Origin of the sequence: Streptomyces sp. NPDC003456 (assembly GCF_042878735.1) — a bacterium.
GTDB lineage: Bacteria > Actinomycetota > Actinomycetes > Streptomycetales > Streptomycetaceae > Streptomyces.
The window spans coordinates 672,850-688,924 of sequence record NZ_JBIAOK010000004.1 but is presented as its reverse complement, the minus strand read 5'-3'; the positions used below and the strand labels follow the sequence as shown (position 1 = coordinate 688,924).

Genomic DNA, 16,075 nt, shown 5'->3' with positions numbered 1-16,075 from the left:
CCTCTTCTTGGCTCTCAGAGGTGTTCGGGTGCGTCGATGCCGAGCAGGGACAGGCCGCCGGCCAGCACCGTCCCGGCGGCTTCGGCGAGAGCGAGCCGGGCACGGTGGGCGGCCGAGGGTTTCTCCTCACCCAGGGGCAGCACGGAGTGCAGCACGGGCAGGACGGCGTCGGCGACGGCGACGAGATGCCGGGCGAGCCGGTCGGGCGCGCGGTGCGCGGCGGTGGCGGCGAGGACGCGGGGGTGGTCGCGGAGGGCGGTGAGGAGCGGAGCGGCGGTGGTGGGCGCGTCCACGGGGCCGGGCTCGGGGTGGAAGCCCAGGTCGGCGGCGTTGCGCAGGAGGGCCCGGGTACGGGCGTGGGCGTACCGCACCCGGAACAGGGGGTTGCTCTCCCGCTGCGCGAGGTGCTCACGCGTGATCCGGGGCCGGTCGTGTCCGGCGGGGTACAGCAGCGCCCACCGGGCGGCGTCCCGGCCGAGCGGGAGGGGGTCGGCGGGGGCGGGTACGGGGCGGAGGGGGGTGACGGTGGGGGCGGGCAGGGAGCGGAGGGAGGTGGGGGCTTGGGGGTGGGCGCTTGCTGTGCGGTGGGCGCTCGCTCTGCTGGGGGCGTTGGTCGCGCTCGGGGTGTTGGGTGCGCTCGGGGCGGTCGTGGCGCTGCCGGCGTTCGTGGCGCTGTGGGCGTCGGGGCCGAGCGGGAGGGGGTCGGCGTGCGCGGCGCCGTGGGCGTCGAGGCCGAGGACGGTTGCCCACTGCGGGTCGCCGGGGCCGTCGCATTCGACGCGGACGGCGTACCCCTGGCTCCGCAGCACGCGGGCGAGGGCGTCGCCGACGACGACGGCCCGGGCCTCGGCGGGGCACCGGAGCAGGACGCCGGAGGGACGGGGGTCGACGGCGTGCCCGTACAGCTCCCCGCACCGCAGGACCTCGGCGACGAGGTCGGCGGCGGAGTCGCTGCGCAGGCTGAGATTGAGGAACCCCGGCCCCGTGACGACCACGTCGGTGATCCGGCGTTCGTCGAGCAGCCGCGTACGCAGGATGCCGGCGACGCGCTGCGGGGACTCCCCCGCCGCACCGGCCAGCTGCAGGGCGATGGGGGTGGCGTAGTCGCCGCACCCTCCGGGCCCGGGCGGCGTGACCACAACCCGCTCGGGAACGGTCACGCTGAGCGCACCCTCGTCGACAGCACGACGCACGGCGTGCAGCACGGTGCGCGAGAGCTCGACGGGGGTCACGGGTCAAGCGTATGGGAGGAGGGGGGTGGGTATGCGAGCCGGTTTACCCAGGGTCCCGGGATGTGGACGCGGAGCACACGGGCGGCGGACGGAGGAGGGAGATCACCGCGAGGACGGGCGGACGCACCTGATGTATGCAGGCAAGGCGTTTCCAGCGGACAGGGGGTGGGAGGACCCCCGGAATCACCTGGCGGAATGACCTGACGGACGGGAAGCCCGGCTCCTACGACAGGGCCGACTGATCAACGGCGCGCTCGGCGAAGGACGGACGGCCCATGGCCGACCGATCGACCGTGGCCGACGACTCGACCACCGGCGCATGGACGGAGGCGTCACCCTCCTTGCCGACGCCGGAACCACCACCCCGGTGCTGCCGCCCTCCGGCCCGGGCGCGCTCGACCAACTGCCGCACCAGGACGACCAGCTCGGCGGGCTCGAACGGCTTGGAGAGGAAGGCGTCGACGCCGACTTCGAGGCCGGACTCGATCTCGTGGTGGCTGCAGGCGCTGACGATGGCGAGGGGTACGTCACGGGTGCGCGGGTCGGCCCGGAGCCGGGCGGCGGTCCGGAGCCCGTCGAGGCGGGGCATAACGACATCGAGCGTCACGACATCGGGCCGCACCTGATGAACGACATCCAGACACTCGGCACCGTCGGCAGCGGTCACGACCTCCAGCCCCTCCAGCTCGAGGTTGACCCTGATCAACTGCCGGATGACCTTGTTGTCGTCCACAACAAGCACCCGACCCGACGCGCCTGGCACAACTCGAGAGTAGGTCGACCCCGGCCGTCGCGTCCGGGTTTTCCCCACTTCCACCCCGCAGGAGCGACTGCCACCCCGTGCCGCCGACGCGTCGCCGGCAGCGGAAAGTGGTTCATGACCACCCCAGGGGAGCTGGTAGTGTTCTACCCGTCGCCGCGAGCGAACAGCTCCCGCCCGACACGCCCCCGTAGCTCAGGGGATAGAGCAACGGCCTCCGGAGCCGTGTGCGCAGGTTCGAATCCTGCCGGGGGCACCTTGATTCAGGTGCCCAAAGACCCCGCCATCAGCGCTTTCGCTGGGACGGGGTCTTCGCGTATGTGCAGGCGTGTGCCGCTCGGAGCAGCTGTATGTCGGGGGCCGTGGACTATCCGTGGACTGGCCACAGGCCAGGAATCCGCAGGTCAGGGCCGGAAAACGCCGAGGCCCCCGGACCATAGTCCAGGGGCCATCATGCCTCAGGTGCGCGTGTCCGAGGTGTGCCGGGATCAGGTCCCGTCGCCGGGCTCGTCCTCCTGGCCGTCGCCCTCACCGAGGAGCTCGGCGATCCGGCGGTTGGCAACGTCCTGGCGGCCGTCGAGACACTTCGCGTACCGGCTCAGCAGCACTTCGACGCTGTTGCCCGCGCGCTCCGCGACCTCGGTGGGGTCGACGCCGGCGTTGAGCCAGGAGGAGAGCGCGGCGTGCCTCAGGTCGTACGGTCGAGCGGCCAGCGGCGAAGCCACCTGTTCCGGCGTGAGCGCCAGGTGCCGGGCCTCGTCCCAGACGCGCCAGTACGTAGTGGAGGCGACCACTCCCCCACGTTCGTTGGCAAACAGCCGCCCGTCCTTGGCGGTGCCGAACTCCTCGATGTGGGCGAGGAGCATGCGGACGAGGCGAGGTGGGATCGGGACGATGCGGGTTTCATTCGTGGGGCGATTCTTGAGGCCGCGGTTGTCGTGTACCTCCCCGGTTCCGGTCCAGCGCTTCCCGACGGTCGGGCGGGTCTTCTCCAGGATCAGCGAACCCCACCCGGTCTCCGGCAGCGTGCAGTCCGGACGACGCAGCGCCACAGCTTCCGCCGGCCGCAGCCCACCGAAGTACATGCAGGCGAAGAGCGCGACCAGGCGCCGCCCACGGGCTCTGCGGTAGCCGCCCACGTATGAGACTGCGGCCAGGAGTTCGCGCGCCTGCCGAGGGTTCACCACGACCCTGCGGTCGACTTCCTTGGTCACCTTCGGCGGCTTCCACTTCACGAGCGTGACCGGGTTCTCCGGGAGCTCCCCCAGTTCGACCGCGTACGCGAGGGCGTTGAAGAGGACCGCCCGCTTACGCCGCACCGTCTCGGCGGCCGCTGGAGCGCCCGACAGCTTGAGCTTGAGCGAGTCGAGGACGCGGCGGATGTCTGCCGGGTTCTTGAGCGTCGCCAACGGCAGCGAGGCCTTGGCCACCCAGCGAAGAGCGTTCGCGATGTCGACCGGCGGAGCTTCCTCGTCCGAGGCTTGGACGACGAAAGCCCAGCCCCGCAGCGCACGGCGCAAGACGTCGTCAGCAGGCCGCCCAGGCCGATCACCCAGCAGCTGAGTCGTGACGAGCGTCATCGTCTCGTTCAAGCTGTCACGGGAGTTCGGAGCCGCGTGCGGCCACTTCATGACGACGTACGCCCGCGCGAAGTCGTACCAGGTACGGGACGCTTTGACGGGTGCCATCGAGTCCGGCAGACCAGTTTCCGTGTCGAAGGCCTCGCCCTTCTGCGCAGCCCGAAGAAGCTTGGCGCGGAAGTTGTCGGCGAGTGCCTTGGTCCGGAAGGTCTCGGAGAACGGCGGGGCATCGCCGACCTTCCATCGCACGTCATAGGACGGCGTCTTGTAGGGCCGCTTGCGGATGCCCCACACCCTCACGTCATGCGACTTCACGCCGCCTCCGCGAGCCCATGGAGCCACGCGTCGAAGTCACTGCGCCAAACGCGGAGCTCACCATTCGGAAGCTTGATCGCTTCCGGAGCCTGACCCAGCTCGCGCCAGCGGTAGAAGGTTCGGCGGGACACTCCGCCGAGCTCGGCGAGGATCTGCGGGACAGTCATCAGTTCGTCCCGACGGCGGTCCATGTCGGTTCTCCTTCCGTTCCGGGGGCGGGTTCGAGGGATGCGGCCAGCCAGGCTTCGGTGTCGGACAGGCCGGTTCCGGCGAAGACCCAGTGCGCGAGGACGTAGGTCGTCTCGGGCTCGGGGCCGTTGGGTGTTTCGGCTTGGGCGCGGCGCCACTGGGCGCGGGCGTCGCGGAGGGCGCCGAGGGTGGTGGAGTAGCGGCGGGACTTGGTGGAGAAGTGGCCGCGGAATCCGAGCATGTGGGCCCAGGCGCGCAGGCGGAGGTGTTCGAGGTCCTTGCGTGCGCCGAGGAACCATGCGGTGCGGATGAGGCGGCGGGCGTGGTCGCTGATGTCGAGCTGGGCGAGTTCGGCGGCGAACTTGAGCGGGCGGTCGAGAGCTCCTGTCGCCGTCTCGGCGCCCTTGGTGGCGTACTTGGCGATGTAAGCGGCGACAGCCCGTTCGGTCAGTTCCTGGCCGCCGTCGAAGTCGGCCGAGCGGATGGTGCGTACGTCGAGCTGGCGACCGAAGGTGAAGGTGTGGGCGCGGCCGTCGATGGTCGGGCCGTCCACTCGGACCTTGGCGGTGGCAGCACGGATGGCGTCGGTGAGCAGCTCGGCTGTTGCCCAAGTAGGGGGTGGAGTGTCGCCGCCGCTCGGGCCGTCGATGCGGATGACGGCGTGGAAGTGGACTGCGCCACGCTTCTGGTACTCGGCGACCTTGGCGAAGGACACGCGGGCGTGCTCGCGGAAGCGCCGCTGGGAGAGGCCGGCGCGCTTGGCGACCTCTCGGCGCAGGTAGGTGGAGAAGCGCCGCCAGAGTGGACCGGCGTGGGCGTTCCAGAGCACCGCGGCTTCGCAGTCGTAGGTGTCCGGGTCGAGCGCGGTGCCGAGTGCCTCGTCGTCCTAGTCGTGGTGGGTGCCGCAGCGGCACGGGCGCCCGCTGGAGCGACGGTTGTGGACCGGACCGAAGCTCGGCGCGGTGAAGGTGGCGAACACCCGCGGGTGGGCGGCGACGTGTTCGGGGATGCCCTTGCCGCCACGCAGCCCGGAGGTGATCAGGTGGAAGGTGTCGCGGCGGTAGACCTCTGCGCAGGCGGCGCAGCGGGTCGTGCGGCGGTTGTTGCAGCGGACGAGGAGCTGTCCGGCCGGGAGGCTGGTCGATTCGAGGCGGTGGAGGACGTTGCCGATCTCGCCGGTCGTGGTGTCGACGTCGTACTCGGTGCGGTGGCCGTCGAGGCGGATCGGGTTGGTGCAGCCGCCGAGTCCGGAGAGCTGGCGGAGGATACCCGGCAGTGTGCCCTGCGTGGCCAGGTTCGCGAGTTCCGGGAGTGGGGCCGGAGTGGTGCGGGTGAAGATGGCGATTCCCCTTCTGGCTGGCTCGGTCGGGAGGAACAGGCCCCGGGACGGCGAAATGCTTGGTCGTGTGCCGCCGCCCCAGAGGCCAGCGCGTTTCAGCGGCGGTGGTGGTCGCGGAGCATGGAGCGCAGGACGACGGCGGCCACGGCAACGGAGGGGGCCGTGACGGCGACGGCGGCCAGGAACGCGGTGAGGACGACCCCGCCGACGACCAGGGCGACGACGGTCTTCTGATCGATGGAGACCGAGGGCAGCGAGCGCCGAACGGGTGCTGTCTCGATCGGGGTGTGGGTGTGCGCGGGCGGCGGGGTAGGGCTGTCGGGGTACTCCGGGAGGAACACGGTCAGGACTCCTTATCTACTCGTCTAGGCGCGTGAGCCGTTTATGTCGCTCACGCCGGAGCGCGTGCCGGACTCGATGGCGGGTGCGAGGAAGGTGCGGGAGAGCCAGAAGCCGAAGAGGGCGATCAGGGCGACGATCCAGACGCGGACACCGAGGAACCTGACTGCTCCCCAGGCGAAGAAGCCGAGGCCGACGACCAGCGGCAGGCTGACAGTCATGGGCGGACTCCCTTTCAGCGGACGGGGCAGCGGTGGGTGCGGGCGGCAAGCTCAGCGGCGGCACGGCCGTCGTAGTCGGTGGAGAAGCCGCAGCGGGGGGCGGTGCAGGCGGCGGTGTGCTTCTCCCGGCCCCGGCCGTCGTAGTACGTGCCGACCTGGACGGGGCCGATGCGGACGACGTTGCGGAAGCGGCGGTTGGCGGTCACGCAGGTCCCCTTCAGAGGTGGGTGGCGATGGCTTCGGCCATGGGTGCGGGGACGCCGAGGCGGGCGCGGAGGGCGGAGGTGTCGATGGGGGTGCCGGTGCGGGTGTGGTGTTCGGCGGCGACCTTGCGGGCGTGTGCGACGAGAGCGGCCGGAACGGGCAGGGCGGGACGCTCAGGCGGTTCGGGTTCGTTGGCCGGGCACTGGGGCGGGGTTTGCTCGGGTGCCGGGTGGAGGGGTGGCTCGGGGACGAGTTCTGGTTCCTCCGCCTGGTCGTGGACCTCGTCGTCTGTGTCGGGTTCGGCGGCGTGGTCGATCGTCTTCGGTGCGGAGTGTGCGAGCAGGGTGCCGCCGAGGAAGGCGACCGCAGGCCAGCCCGCCACGAGGATGCGCAGCCAGGCCGGGACGTGGTTCATGTCGAGAAGGCCGGCGGTGGCGACGTTGGCGCCGAGTGAGGCCGTGAGCGCGATGAGGAACCAGCACCACCCGGCCGCTTTCGCTTCCCCGGACCGCAGTCGACGCCAGGCGGCGACGAGCAGCAGGTCGACGCTGATCGGGTAGGCCCAGGCTTTCCATCCGTCCTGCCCGGCCGCCGAGGCGATGTCATGTAGGTGAGCGAAGGACAGTGCGGCAGCGATGACGGCTTGGATGAGCACCGCGTCCACGCGGGCCAATTGGGCGCGCATGATGCGGCTCCTTCCGGATTCAGGCATGCGAAGAGTAGGGACTTGGCGTGAGACGGTCACGCCGACCGGGTTGGTGGAGGAGGTCAGCCGGTTGCCGGGCGAGGTTCGGTGGTTGGGGCCGGGGACTCGACCGGCCGTACCGTCACCTCGGGCTGGAAGGGCTTGAGCACGGGCAGGTCCGGCACCAGGTGCGCGTACTCGCGGCAAGTCTCGGCGGCATTGCCGAGGGACAGGTACGGCGTCCGGATGCGGGACTAGCCGCCCGAGGTGTCACCTGCCACGGCGAGGCCGGGCCGTTAGGGGGCGATGGCACATGCGGCCATGAACGCTTCGGGTGCGATGTCGCCGAGCGCCATCTTCGCGGAGGCTTCGTCGTTCACTCGGTGGCAGACGCGGCCGGTCAACTGGGCCCTCAGCATGGTGGCCCCCTTGCCCTGCTCAGCGCCGAAGCGCTGCCCGCAGACCTCCAGGTAGATGCCGGCCGCGCGGCCGAGTTGAGCGAGCCAGATGAGCTGGGGTGACCATCTCGTCGCGCCGTTCCTCGTCCTTCCTGGTGGCGACGAGGGACAGCTCGGCCACCTCGTCCACGAACAGCACGAGAGGTACGGGCCGTTCGGACTCGGACAGTCCTCAGATATCGGAGGTGATCTCTTCGGCCGGGGTATCCGGGGCGATGCCCTGCCGGGCCTTGATCAGGTCGTAGCGGTCCTCCATTTCCTTCACAAGCACGGGCAGCAGCTCGGCGGCCTGCTGCGGTTCGGTCGCCAGCGCCGAGAGGCGGGCCGCGAACGGCGCCAGTTCCACACCGCGCTTGCTCCACGGCGACAAAGGGCTACGACTACGACCACCTGCGGCGTTGGTTACGCGGCCGCGGCATCACACCACGCATCGCTCGCAAGGGCACGGACTCCGGCCAGCGGCTGGGCCAGCACCGCTGGACCATCGAACGCACCATGGCCTGGCTCGCAGGATGCCGACGTCTACACCGTCGCTACGAGCGCAAAGCCAGTCACTTCCTGACCTTCACCAGCATTGCCTGCACCCTCATCTGCCACCGCAAACTCACCAGATGAGACGGTCTGTAAGACGCAGATCGCGATCAGCCCGCACGACGAGGGCATGAGTAGCATGCCCACCGCCATCTTCTACGGTGAAGTCAAGTAGCCCCCACCACACGGAAAGAGCCCCCGTATGCAGACGCGTACCGTGTGCCTGTCCCTCCTACTCGTGGCAGTCCTGGGCTCGGTGACCGCCTGCGGCCACGGCGCGGGCACCGCATCCAAGGAGACCGACGGCAACGCCAAGGGCAACGAGCAGACCATGGACAGCCGCACCCTGACCGTCGCCCTGGGCCACAAAGCCAAGTGGCCCGACGGTACGACCGCCACCCTGTCCGACTTCACTCGGGGCGTCACGAGCGAGTACGCCTCTGTCAAGCCGCAGCCGTTCGCCGCCTTCAAGGTGACCGTGCACAACGGCGCCAGCGAGATAATGGACCTCACCCGGTTCTCCCTCTCCTGCGCCGACGGCGAGCCGGTCTACGACAGCACTCAGGGACTCGAAGCGGCGGGGTCGGCGACCTGGGGGGCGAAAAGCTACGTGGACCCGGGGGAGGACGCCACCTGGAAGGACGCCTGCCCTCTCCCGAAGGACGCGCACAAGGTGCAGATCAAGGTCACGCCCGAGGCCATCGAGTACCAAACCGCGATTTTCTCGGGCGATGTCAAGTAGTCCCGACCACAACCGCCACAGGCTTGGCACTCAACTCGGGAAACCAGGATTCACCCCCACTCACAGCCAACGCCATCCCCGTCTGCGTCGAGCCACGGTGCATAGCCCTTCTCGCCCGTTCGGACCGGACGTGGCCATGGGGCTCGCGCCTCAGCACAGTTCGCGTACGCGGCGGTCCACTTCTCCTCCGGCGGCACCCACGGCTCCCCCGCCGGCTCCGCTTCCACCTCAACGCGGAATACCCCATTCACCGTCTCGGGGGCCTGCTGCTGACAGCCGAGTTCGATTTCGTCACACTACAACGGAATTCCCTTGCTGCGCTCCAACAGTCGGTTCAACTTCGGCTCGAACTCGTCGGCAATTCGCATGAATTCATGGTTATCCTTGCAGAACCGTCGGCCGACCTCGACGACTGCGAGGATCCTACGAAGAGTGTCATCGACCTGTCCTACGGACAGTGACAACTCGCATGCCTCGACCCACTCGGTCCCCCGTCGTGCGATCACCGAGAAAGAGTGCGGAGAGGCACCACCGTGGTGCCGCGTAACATCCTCCAGCACACCTACGGCCTCGAACGCACGATCACGCAGGCTGCCGTCGGTAGGGTTCTCAGTGGACCGGCGCAGTCGTATCGCACTCCACGCCGTGAGTACGAAGTGATCCGTCGCCCCTCCTTCACATCCCTGGGCAGTTTCTAGGTGGTTCTCGGCTATGCCGAGATCACCCCGTTCGAGCTCGTACTCACCACGCTGCAACCAATAGTGGAAGTTATCCTGGAGTAGTTCGTGCACCGTACTGTAGATGTCCCGGACCTGTGTGGGCGAGCCGGAGCGACACCATGAGGGAGTGATTGAGCAGTCTGATCAGGACTCTGCGATAGGGGTCGTCGTTGTCGCGGACGCCAGCCGCGTACTGCGCGTAGAATCTCAGCAGGTACTCGATGACGCTGGCCAGCTGTTTCGGGTTTTTCTTGAGGACCGTTTCTACCACGGTGTCCGCAATGGTGCGCTGACGGCACCGTACGGTCCCGTCCGGGGCGAGGGCTAGAAAGCGCCTGTCCACGAGCCGGCTGATCGCCCGGTTCAATGATGGTTTTGGGGCACTCCGCCCGGAGACTATCTGGAGCAGGTCCTCTTGCTCGATTCCCCGTTTCTTGAAGACGATGGCAGATTCGAAGACGCACACGGTCGCGTAAACCGAGACGTGCTCGGGATCCAATTCGCGGTACTCACTGGCGACCTTTTCCTCGAAGCGCTTACCTGTGACCACCTGGATCATGGCCACGAGCAGACTGCGGTCGCACAGCTCCCGGAGTTTCTCGATTTTCTCGGGCCGGAGCCTCTGCTTCTTGAGTATCCCCGGCAGACCGTGCGTGTGTAGCACGTCGACGATGTGCCCCAGGTCCTCGTCCTTCAAGGGTTCGTCCGCCGAGACCCGCTGGGATTGGAAGGTGACATCCAGTTCGTCGGAACGGCTCGTACGGATCGCCGCGACAACCAGCGCTTTACCGCCGTTACTGAGCTCTCTGAGTAGGGAGGCACCCAGGCTTCCGAAGATATCGACATCGTCCACGAAAATAGCGTCCGCCGACATGCTGAGGGCCTGCGCCTTCAGATTCGGCAGCGGATCGGTTGCCTCGCGGTCGATCCAGGCCACGGTTCGCCCTGCCTGATGGAGTTCGTATGCGTACTGCATGAGGGCTGTGGTCTTGCCTGAGCCGGCCCGGCCCTCTACCACGAGGATCCGGTGCCTTCCGTCCTCGGCGGGTCGGGCACTGGCACGGATGCGGTCCGTGATCGAGAGCTTCACTGCGAAGCCGTCCTTGATGTCACCCCACGTCGGGTCTTGGCCCTTCAGGAACTCCACACTGCCCGTCGGCGCTTTGTCGACGAGGGACGAGACAAGCTTGATTCCAGAGCCCCGTCGTGCTCCGAGTCGAATGTCTGCCAGTCGTTTCTTGCCCTGTTGGAGTATTTCCAGTCCCGGCCTCAGTTGCTGCTTGGCAAACTCGTGCGGAAGGACCTGAATGTGTGTCAGGCCAGCCCGCCGTATCCGAGCGCGATCCGCCGCAGTCCCTGGTCCTGTGATAAGGAATCGGGGAAACTGCTCCGCCTCGGTCTGCGGCTGAGTCAGGGCGAGGGTGTTCCACAGCGACCAGCTACTAGGGGAGGCAGCCATGAATACCGTGGGATGGGTCAGTAGTTCCGCTTTCAGCCTTCGGAACCACAGAGCGCGTGGCGAAAGGTCGTCGTCCGCGGGAATGGTGAAGTTGAGGGCTTCGTGGCCGGTGGGATTGCCGTGCATGGCCACCGTCTCGACCGTGGCGTTGCCTGCTGCGGGTTTGCGCAGCAAGGCATTGGTGAACGTGTTGGTTTCCGCGATCTGCGGGTCAAGTTCGAGAAGCGACGAGAAGATGTCAGTCGCGGTGAAGTCGTAGATGCGCCACCAAGGGGTCTGCAGGACACGACGTGCGGCCGCCGTCGACTCGAGGTCCGCGCCGCGCAGTTCGGCGACGTGCTGGTCAACCATCTGGGGGCCCAGTTCGGCGAGAGCGGTGTTCCAGATCTCGGAAGTGGTGGGCGCCGGGTCAGGCACCTCGCCGTACACCGCCTGTGTAAGCCGCCGGGTGAGCGTGTCGGTGTCGATGGGGCTACTTTCGCCGTGGACGCCCGAGACAGCTACCAGGATCATTCGGCCAGTGCCGATCTGTTGGTAGAACTCCTCCACCGCGGTCTGCTCGTCGTAAGCCTCCAGTGTGGTCGGGCTGACCTCCGCGACGCGATTTACGGTGCGCCTGGAGCTTGGCAGAGGAACCGGCTGCTCAGCAGGGGGTGCCGCGAGATCACGGATCTTTGGCCGCCCGCCATCCGTAAACTCCACGCGCAAAAGCCTGTGTTGCCGCGTCGTACTGCGGGAAGTGACCAGCCATTGTGCGGCCGAACCGAACTGAGCTGACTCTCCGTCGGGAGCGATCAGCACGGTTTTCGGCAGCACAGGTGTGAGTGACGCCGGAACGACGGCGGAGTGTCCCGCAACCACGAGCGTGAGATCATTCGCGTCGGCCCACTGGAGGTACTCGCCACCGACCGCTCTGTCCAGTTGTCCCAAAGTGCAGGTGGCCAATTCGGCAGTGCTGTCAGGTACCGCCATGCGGAAGATGGTATTGGCGGCAACGATGCCGAGGGCGCCTGCGCTCGTCCCGAGCCTGACGGATCCCTCGCCTGGCAGAGCGCCCGATCGCCATTGCGGAAAGTTCGCGTGGGGTTCGGACCACGCAACGAAGCTAGCCAACGAGACATCGCGAACGGCTTCTACAATGTCTTCCTCATCCCCCCGCCACAGCCCTCGCTCCGTGTCACTCCAATAGCGGGTGAGCGCTTTGGTGAGCATGCCGTGGCCGGGACCGAGCCGGTGAATGTCGTGCCGCCCTGGCACGGTTACCACCGGAGGCAACAGGTCTGCGCCGGCCTCCAGGCACTCCAACATCACTGTGTCGAGAAAGTCATCAGTCTCGGCAGGCGTCACGTGTCGTGGCTCATAGGCGCAGGAACCCAACACGAAGACGCCGTCTATTCGATCACCCTTGGCGTTCACGGATCGCACGGTCTCAAGCGCGGATTCGCGTTGGACAAGCGGCGTAAAGCACAAGAGATGGAAGACCGCACTCATTTCGGTGGTCACTCCCCTGCCACTGCAATTGCTTGGATGGCGGACTTAGGTATCACCAGCTTGGTTTCCTTGTCCGTCTTGCCACCGCATTCCTTAGAGGCGACCGTGATGCTCACGAATGGAGTGCCGAGCGAGGCCTTGTCGATCCGGCCGGTGATTACTAGCTCGCCCTTCTTGGCGCACAACGCCCGGATGCTCTGTGCAGAGGTGGGCGAGACGACAATCGATCCGGAGGCCTTCTCCTCCTTCGGGCCTCCTATGGCCGCGAGTGCGATCGTAAGCACACTTACAGCCAACGCCCCCATGACCACCAAGTTCGCCTCCTTCTGTCGCTTGTCGACCTGGGCGGCTTCGTCGTCAGCCCTCTTCAGTACGGCGTTGAGCAGGTCCAACCGGTCGCGCGCATGGCTCGGCCCCGCCAAGGCCCCGACCGGCTGTGCCACTGCACGCAGATAGAGGACGGCAGCGAACAACCACATGGCCACCGCTCCGACACCGGCTACCTGCGTACTCAACGGCCGGTCAGCGAGCTGGGTGAAAGTCAGTGCCGCAACGATGCCGCCCGCAAACAACGTGACCGTGGACTGGGCCGCCTGCGCCCTGGCTCGCGCTCCGCTGCCTGATCGGACGCGCTCGGCGTAGTACGCCTCGCTGACTGGCCCCCACACTGCGTCCAGCAGCCGTTCGCGCTCATTGGTCCTGTCAGAAGATGATTGCGTCGTCATCAACCCCCATCGCGCTGATCAGACGAGCATCATAGATGGCGAAGAGGCCGGTGTTTGGCCATGCACTGAGATTGAGGCACCCCGGGAAAATACAGAGCGCATACGCCTACCTCGTACCGTCCGTACAGAGAGGCCAGAGGCACTAGCAGCAGCAAGGCTGGAGAGGCCGTCTGCCGCCTACCTCCCGTGCTGGCCGGTCGATCGCAATCCCGATGAGGTTGTATAGGGATAAGAGTAGCGCGCTAAACCGAACTGCGCTCGATGCCTTCGACGCTTGCAGATGCAGGGCCACATCAGTTACCCGCCGTTTGCAAGTGCGAAGTCGCGGCCCGCGTAGCGGCGGGCCTCGGTCCACTCACAGTCCGCTCTCGCGAGCAGGGCTCGCTAGGCCTGTGGACTATCACTATCCGTGGACGGGCCCGCCAAGTCCGCCCTGGACAAGGCTCCTACCTGCTACTCCGCCCAACACGCAACGTGCCTCCGGAGCCGTGTGCGCAGGTTCGAATCCTGCCGGGGGCACCCACCAACAGGTGCCCAAAGACCCCGTCACCAGCGGAAGCGCTGGATGCGGGGTCTTCGCGTATGGGCGGGCGTGTGTCGCTCGGGAGCGGTGTTCGGTGGCTTTGCGGATTCCGGTACTGGCCCAACCCCCAGGGCACGGTCAGCAGACAATCGCCTTATGTTGCCGTGCGTTTGAGCGGAATGACGGCATGACCCTCGGCCCTCTCGAGAGCGGTGCGGGCGCGGCCGGGTCGGCAAGGGTGAGCCGGGCGGCCTGCTCGGGACTGGATGCGAGAGCCGGGCGTCCCGGCCCGCGGCTACTTCGCCGCGTCCTCGCTCAGGCGTACCCCCGCAGTGCCTTGTGGGCTCCGTACGCCTCGAGGAAGGCTTGGAGCGCTTCCAGGTTGTTCGTGAAGCCGGATGAAGTCCATCTCTTCTTGGTGCCGTTGCTGTAGCGCAGGTCCAGCCAGGTGGAGACGAAGGATGACGAGTCCGTCGTGGAGACTCGCAGCTTTACGTCCGTCAGGTCTTCGAAGGCGACGATCGCCAGTGGCTTCGCCTCGCTGATGTACTCGACCGAGCCGGCCGGTGTGATCACCAGGAGTGGGTCCGGGTCGTCCGTCGTGCCGTGGAAGAAGCCGGACAGCTTGCCGCGCCTCTTGGTGAACACGCGCCAGTCCCGCGGTACGGGTCCCTTGCGTGCCTGCCACAGCATGGTGCGGGGGTCCGTCATGGCGCCTCCCTCCAGTCAGAGGAGAAAGTACCCGCGGCGGGTTCTGCACTTTCGCCCCATCTGTCCCTCTGTTCTACCGTGGAAGGGAGACGCTGCTCGTACCCCCTCACCCACCATCGAGGTGACGGTCATGACGGAGACCACTCAGCGCAGCAACGCCGCAACCGGGCCAGGCTCCGCGTCGCGGGGCGGTAAAGGCGCCCCCGAGACTCGTGGGAGCACCGCGATCGCGGACACGGTCGTGGCGAAGATCGCGGGCATGGCGGCCCGGGAGATTCCCGAGATCTACGCTCTCGGCGGCGGGATGACCAGGGCCTTCGGTGCCGTGCGTCAGCGCGTGCCCGGCTCGGGCGGCGGTGTCACGCAGGGCGTGAAGGTGGAGGTCGGCGAGCGTCAGGCCGCCGTCGATCTGGATGTCGTCGTGGAGTACGGCGCCGCCATCGTCGACACCTCAGCCGAGGTCCGCAGCAATGTCATCAACGCGGTGGAGCGGATGACCGGGCTGGAGGTCGTGGAGGTCAACATCTCCGTCGACGACGTCCATCTGCCCGACGAGGAGGACGAGGAGGAGGGCAGCGGGAAGCGGGTGTCCTGATTCTCGTCGCGCGACCCGTCCCCGTTCTGATCGCCTCCTTGTCGTCCCTTCACTTCCCCGGCGTGGCGGGTGGCACGTCGGGGGTCTCTCCTTGCGGGGAGGGGGAGGCCGTTGGGGACACGGCTTCGGTGACTGCCGTTGGCTTTGATCCGCCAGCCGGCCGCGGTTTCGGGCGTGCCCCCTTCTCAGCCCTCGTGCGCGCTCAGCCCTCGTGCACGCTCGGGGTCAGGCCCGCCTCCGCCGAGATGCGGGCTCGTTCCCCGTGGGCGCAGTGGATGATGCGGTCTCCGAGGCCGATCTTCTCCGCCTCCGCCAGGAACTCCGACAGCGGTGAGCGCATCACCGTGTAGTCGCCGTAGTGGACCGGCAGGATCAGGCGGGGGCGCAGGCGGCGGGCCAGTTCGGCGCCCTGGGAGCCGTCCATCGTGACGACGAAGCCGCCCGGCAGGCGTGTGCCGCCGAGGTGGAGGACGGCCAGGTCGGCGGTGGGGAAATGGCGGGTGATCTCGTCCAGGCCGTCGTAGACGAGGGTGTCGCCGGAGATGTAGAGGCGCAGCCGGGGCGGGCCGCCGGTCGGGCCGAACTCCAGCATGCTGCCCATCACCGGCGGCAGCAGGCGGCGCAGTGCGGCGTGGCCGGCGTGGCGGCCCGGCAGCGCGGTGACCGTGACCTGCGCACCGCCGCGGTGGAGGGTGAGCGACTTCCACGTGCGCAGGCCCGCCGTGCGTGCGAAGCGGTGGAGCACCTTGAGGCGGCGGGCCGCGTGCGGGGTCGTCAGGATCGGCACCGTGTGGTCCAGGTGGCGGCGGGCGCGGCGGTCCCAGTGGTCCCCGTGCAGATGGGAGAGGACGATTCCGTCGAGGCGCGGCAGTTCGTGCACGTCCAGGGCCGGTTCGGTCACGCGGCGGCTGAGCAGGCCGTAGCCCAGGTAGGCGTACTGGCCCCGGTGCAGGAAGTTCGGGTCGGTGAGCAGGGTGAGGGGGCCGTACGTCAGCAGCACGGTCGCGTTGCCGATGAAGTGGACGTCGAGTGTGTCGGCCCACCCGTCGGTGGGGGCACCGGCGTCAGTACGGCTGTCGGTGTCGCGCGGCATGGCGCTCTCCCGTCTTCCCGGACGCGGTGGCGCGGACGTACGTCGTGCAGCTTCTGCGGAACCGCGTTCCCGTGACCGGCTCGGCCGGGACCGGCCCGGCCCGCGCGGTGCCGGCCGCCGCGGTTCCCGCCCGTCCCGGGGCGGGGTACCCCCGGCCCGGGCGT

At 68.0% G+C, this 16,075-nt stretch carries 15 protein-coding genes, 1 tRNA gene and 3 pseudogenes; 4 read left to right on the top strand and 15 right to left on the bottom strand.

Annotation, left to right across the window (positions count from 1 at the left end; all coding sequences use genetic code 11):
- Positions 1-14: 14 nt before the first annotated feature.
- Positions 15-1,232, bottom strand: coding sequence for an ArgS-related anticodon-binding protein NrtL (gene nrtL, locus ACFYWG_RS19305; RefSeq protein WP_389202418.1), 1,218 nt, complete (start codon positions 1,230-1,232; stop codon positions 15-17).
- Between the two features lie 223 nt (positions 1,233-1,455).
- A complete protein-coding gene (locus tag ACFYWG_RS19300; RefSeq protein WP_389202782.1) occupies positions 1,456-2,043 on the bottom strand; it encodes a response regulator in 588 nt (195 codons plus the stop codon).
- Between the two features lie 133 nt (positions 2,044-2,176).
- Between ACFYWG_RS19300 and ACFYWG_RS19295 the strand changes: the two genes are divergently transcribed.
- Positions 2,177-2,248: transfer RNA gene (locus tag ACFYWG_RS19295), tRNA-Arg, on the top strand.
- 232 nt (positions 2,249-2,480) lie between these two features.
- Here ACFYWG_RS19295 and ACFYWG_RS19290 read toward each other — a convergent pair.
- The 8 genes and pseudogenes from ACFYWG_RS19290 to ACFYWG_RS19255 all read right to left on the bottom strand — a co-directional run.
- Positions 2,481-3,887, bottom strand: a complete 1,407-nt coding sequence (locus ACFYWG_RS19290; protein ID WP_389202416.1) for a tyrosine-type recombinase/integrase — start codon at positions 3,885-3,887, stop codon at positions 2,481-2,483.
- Positions 3,884-4,078 carry an AlpA family transcriptional regulator gene (locus ACFYWG_RS19285; RefSeq protein ID WP_033314625.1) on the bottom strand — a complete coding sequence of 65 codons (195 nt, stop codon included), beginning with the start codon at positions 4,076-4,078 and terminating at the stop codon, positions 3,884-3,886. Before ACFYWG_RS19285 ends, ACFYWG_RS19290 begins: the two co-directional genes overlap by 4 nt.
- A pseudogene (locus ACFYWG_RS19280) lies at positions 4,054-5,352 on the bottom strand (replication initiator). The gene ACFYWG_RS19285 and the pseudogene ACFYWG_RS19280 overlap by 25 nt, the downstream one beginning before the upstream one ends.
- Positions 5,353-5,510: 158 nt before the next feature.
- On the bottom strand, positions 5,511-5,756 hold the full coding sequence (locus ACFYWG_RS19275; protein ID WP_389202414.1) for a SpdD protein: 246 nt from the start codon (positions 5,754-5,756) through the stop codon (positions 5,511-5,513).
- 24 nt (positions 5,757-5,780) lie between these two features.
- Complete coding sequence (locus ACFYWG_RS19270) at positions 5,781-5,975, bottom strand: hypothetical protein (protein ID WP_389202412.1); 195 nt, start codon at positions 5,973-5,975, stop codon at positions 5,781-5,783.
- A gap of 14 nt (positions 5,976-5,989) precedes the next feature.
- On the bottom strand, positions 5,990-6,181 hold the full coding sequence (locus ACFYWG_RS19265) for a mobile element transfer protein (protein WP_389202410.1): 192 nt from the start codon (positions 6,179-6,181) through the stop codon (positions 5,990-5,992).
- An 11-nt stretch (positions 6,182-6,192) separates the two neighbouring features.
- Entirely contained in the window at positions 6,193-6,864 is a 672-nt protein-coding gene (locus tag ACFYWG_RS19260; protein ID WP_389202407.1) for a DUF2637 domain-containing protein, read from the bottom strand.
- Positions 6,865-6,947: 83 nt separating this feature from the next.
- Positions 6,948-7,677: pseudogene (locus tag ACFYWG_RS19255) on the bottom strand (FtsK/SpoIIIE domain-containing protein); the annotation flags it as partial.
- Between ACFYWG_RS19255 and ACFYWG_RS19250 the strand changes: the two are divergent.
- Both ACFYWG_RS19250 and ACFYWG_RS19245 read left to right on the top strand, forming a co-directional pair.
- Positions 7,670-7,937, top strand: a pseudogene (locus ACFYWG_RS19250) (transposase); the annotation flags it as partial. The pseudogenes ACFYWG_RS19255 and ACFYWG_RS19250 overlap by 8 nt on opposite strands.
- Positions 7,938-8,055: 118 nt before the next feature.
- Complete coding sequence (locus tag ACFYWG_RS19245; protein WP_389202405.1) at positions 8,056-8,595, top strand: hypothetical protein; 540 nt, start codon at positions 8,056-8,058, stop codon at positions 8,593-8,595.
- A gap of 50 nt (positions 8,596-8,645) precedes the next feature.
- On the opposite strand, the gene ACFYWG_RS19240 is transcribed toward ACFYWG_RS19245, so the two are convergent.
- From ACFYWG_RS19240 to ACFYWG_RS19225, 4 genes are all read right to left on the bottom strand, one after another.
- On the bottom strand, positions 8,646-8,792 hold the full coding sequence (locus ACFYWG_RS19240) for an excalibur calcium-binding domain-containing protein (RefSeq protein WP_389202403.1): 147 nt from the start codon (positions 8,790-8,792) through the stop codon (positions 8,646-8,648).
- A 571-nt stretch (positions 8,793-9,363) separates the two neighbouring features.
- Positions 9,364-12,189, bottom strand: a complete 2,826-nt coding sequence (locus ACFYWG_RS19235) for a hypothetical protein (RefSeq protein ID WP_389202401.1) — start codon at positions 12,187-12,189, stop codon at positions 9,364-9,366.
- Positions 12,190-12,272: 83 nt separating this feature from the next.
- Positions 12,273-12,989 carry a hypothetical protein gene (locus ACFYWG_RS19230; protein WP_389202399.1) on the bottom strand — a complete coding sequence of 239 codons (717 nt, stop codon included), beginning with the start codon at positions 12,987-12,989 and terminating at the stop codon, positions 12,273-12,275.
- An 838-nt stretch (positions 12,990-13,827) separates the two neighbouring features.
- Positions 13,828-14,223 (bottom strand): hypothetical protein, encoded by a 396-nt coding sequence (locus tag ACFYWG_RS19225; RefSeq protein WP_389202397.1) that lies wholly within the window; start codon positions 14,221-14,223, stop codon positions 13,828-13,830.
- A gap of 130 nt (positions 14,224-14,353) precedes the next feature.
- Between ACFYWG_RS19225 and ACFYWG_RS19220 the strand changes: the two genes are divergently transcribed.
- A complete protein-coding gene (locus ACFYWG_RS19220; RefSeq protein WP_389202395.1) occupies positions 14,354-14,818 on the top strand; it encodes an Asp23/Gls24 family envelope stress response protein in 465 nt (154 codons plus the stop codon).
- Between the two features lie 202 nt (positions 14,819-15,020).
- On the opposite strand, the gene ACFYWG_RS19215 is transcribed toward ACFYWG_RS19220, so the two are convergent.
- Entirely contained in the window at positions 15,021-15,911 is an 891-nt protein-coding gene (locus ACFYWG_RS19215; RefSeq protein WP_389202393.1) for an MBL fold metallo-hydrolase, read from the bottom strand.
- Positions 15,912-16,075: the final 164 nt, after the last annotated feature.

Excerpts from the sequence above, each read along its gene's own strand:
- ACFYWG_RS19270 (WP_389202412.1), bottom strand. The coding sequence starts at position 5,975 with ATGACTGTCAGCCTGCCGCTGGTCGTCGGCCTCGGCTTCTTCGCCTGG.
- ACFYWG_RS19260 (WP_389202407.1), bottom strand. The coding sequence starts at position 6,864 with ATGCGCGCCCAATTGGCCCGCGTGGACGCGGTGCTCATCCAAGCCGTC.
- ACFYWG_RS19220 (WP_389202395.1), top strand. The coding sequence starts at position 14,354 with ATGACGGAGACCACTCAGCGCAGCAACGCCGCAACCGGGCCAGGCTCC.
- ACFYWG_RS19245 (WP_389202405.1), top strand. The coding sequence starts at position 8,056 with ATGCAGACGCGTACCGTGTGCCTGTCCCTCCTACTCGTGGCAGTCCTG.
- ACFYWG_RS19215 (WP_389202393.1), bottom strand. The coding sequence starts at position 15,911 with ATGCCGCGCGACACCGACAGCCGTACTGACGCCGGTGCCCCCACCGAC.
- ACFYWG_RS19285 (WP_033314625.1), bottom strand. The coding sequence starts at position 4,078 with ATGGACCGCCGTCGGGACGAACTGATGACTGTCCCGCAGATCCTCGCC.
- ACFYWG_RS19230 (WP_389202399.1), bottom strand. The coding sequence starts at position 12,989 with ATGACGACGCAATCATCTTCTGACAGGACCAATGAGCGCGAACGGCTG.
- ACFYWG_RS19225 (WP_389202397.1), bottom strand. The coding sequence starts at position 14,223 with ATGACGGACCCCCGCACCATGCTGTGGCAGGCACGCAAGGGACCCGTA.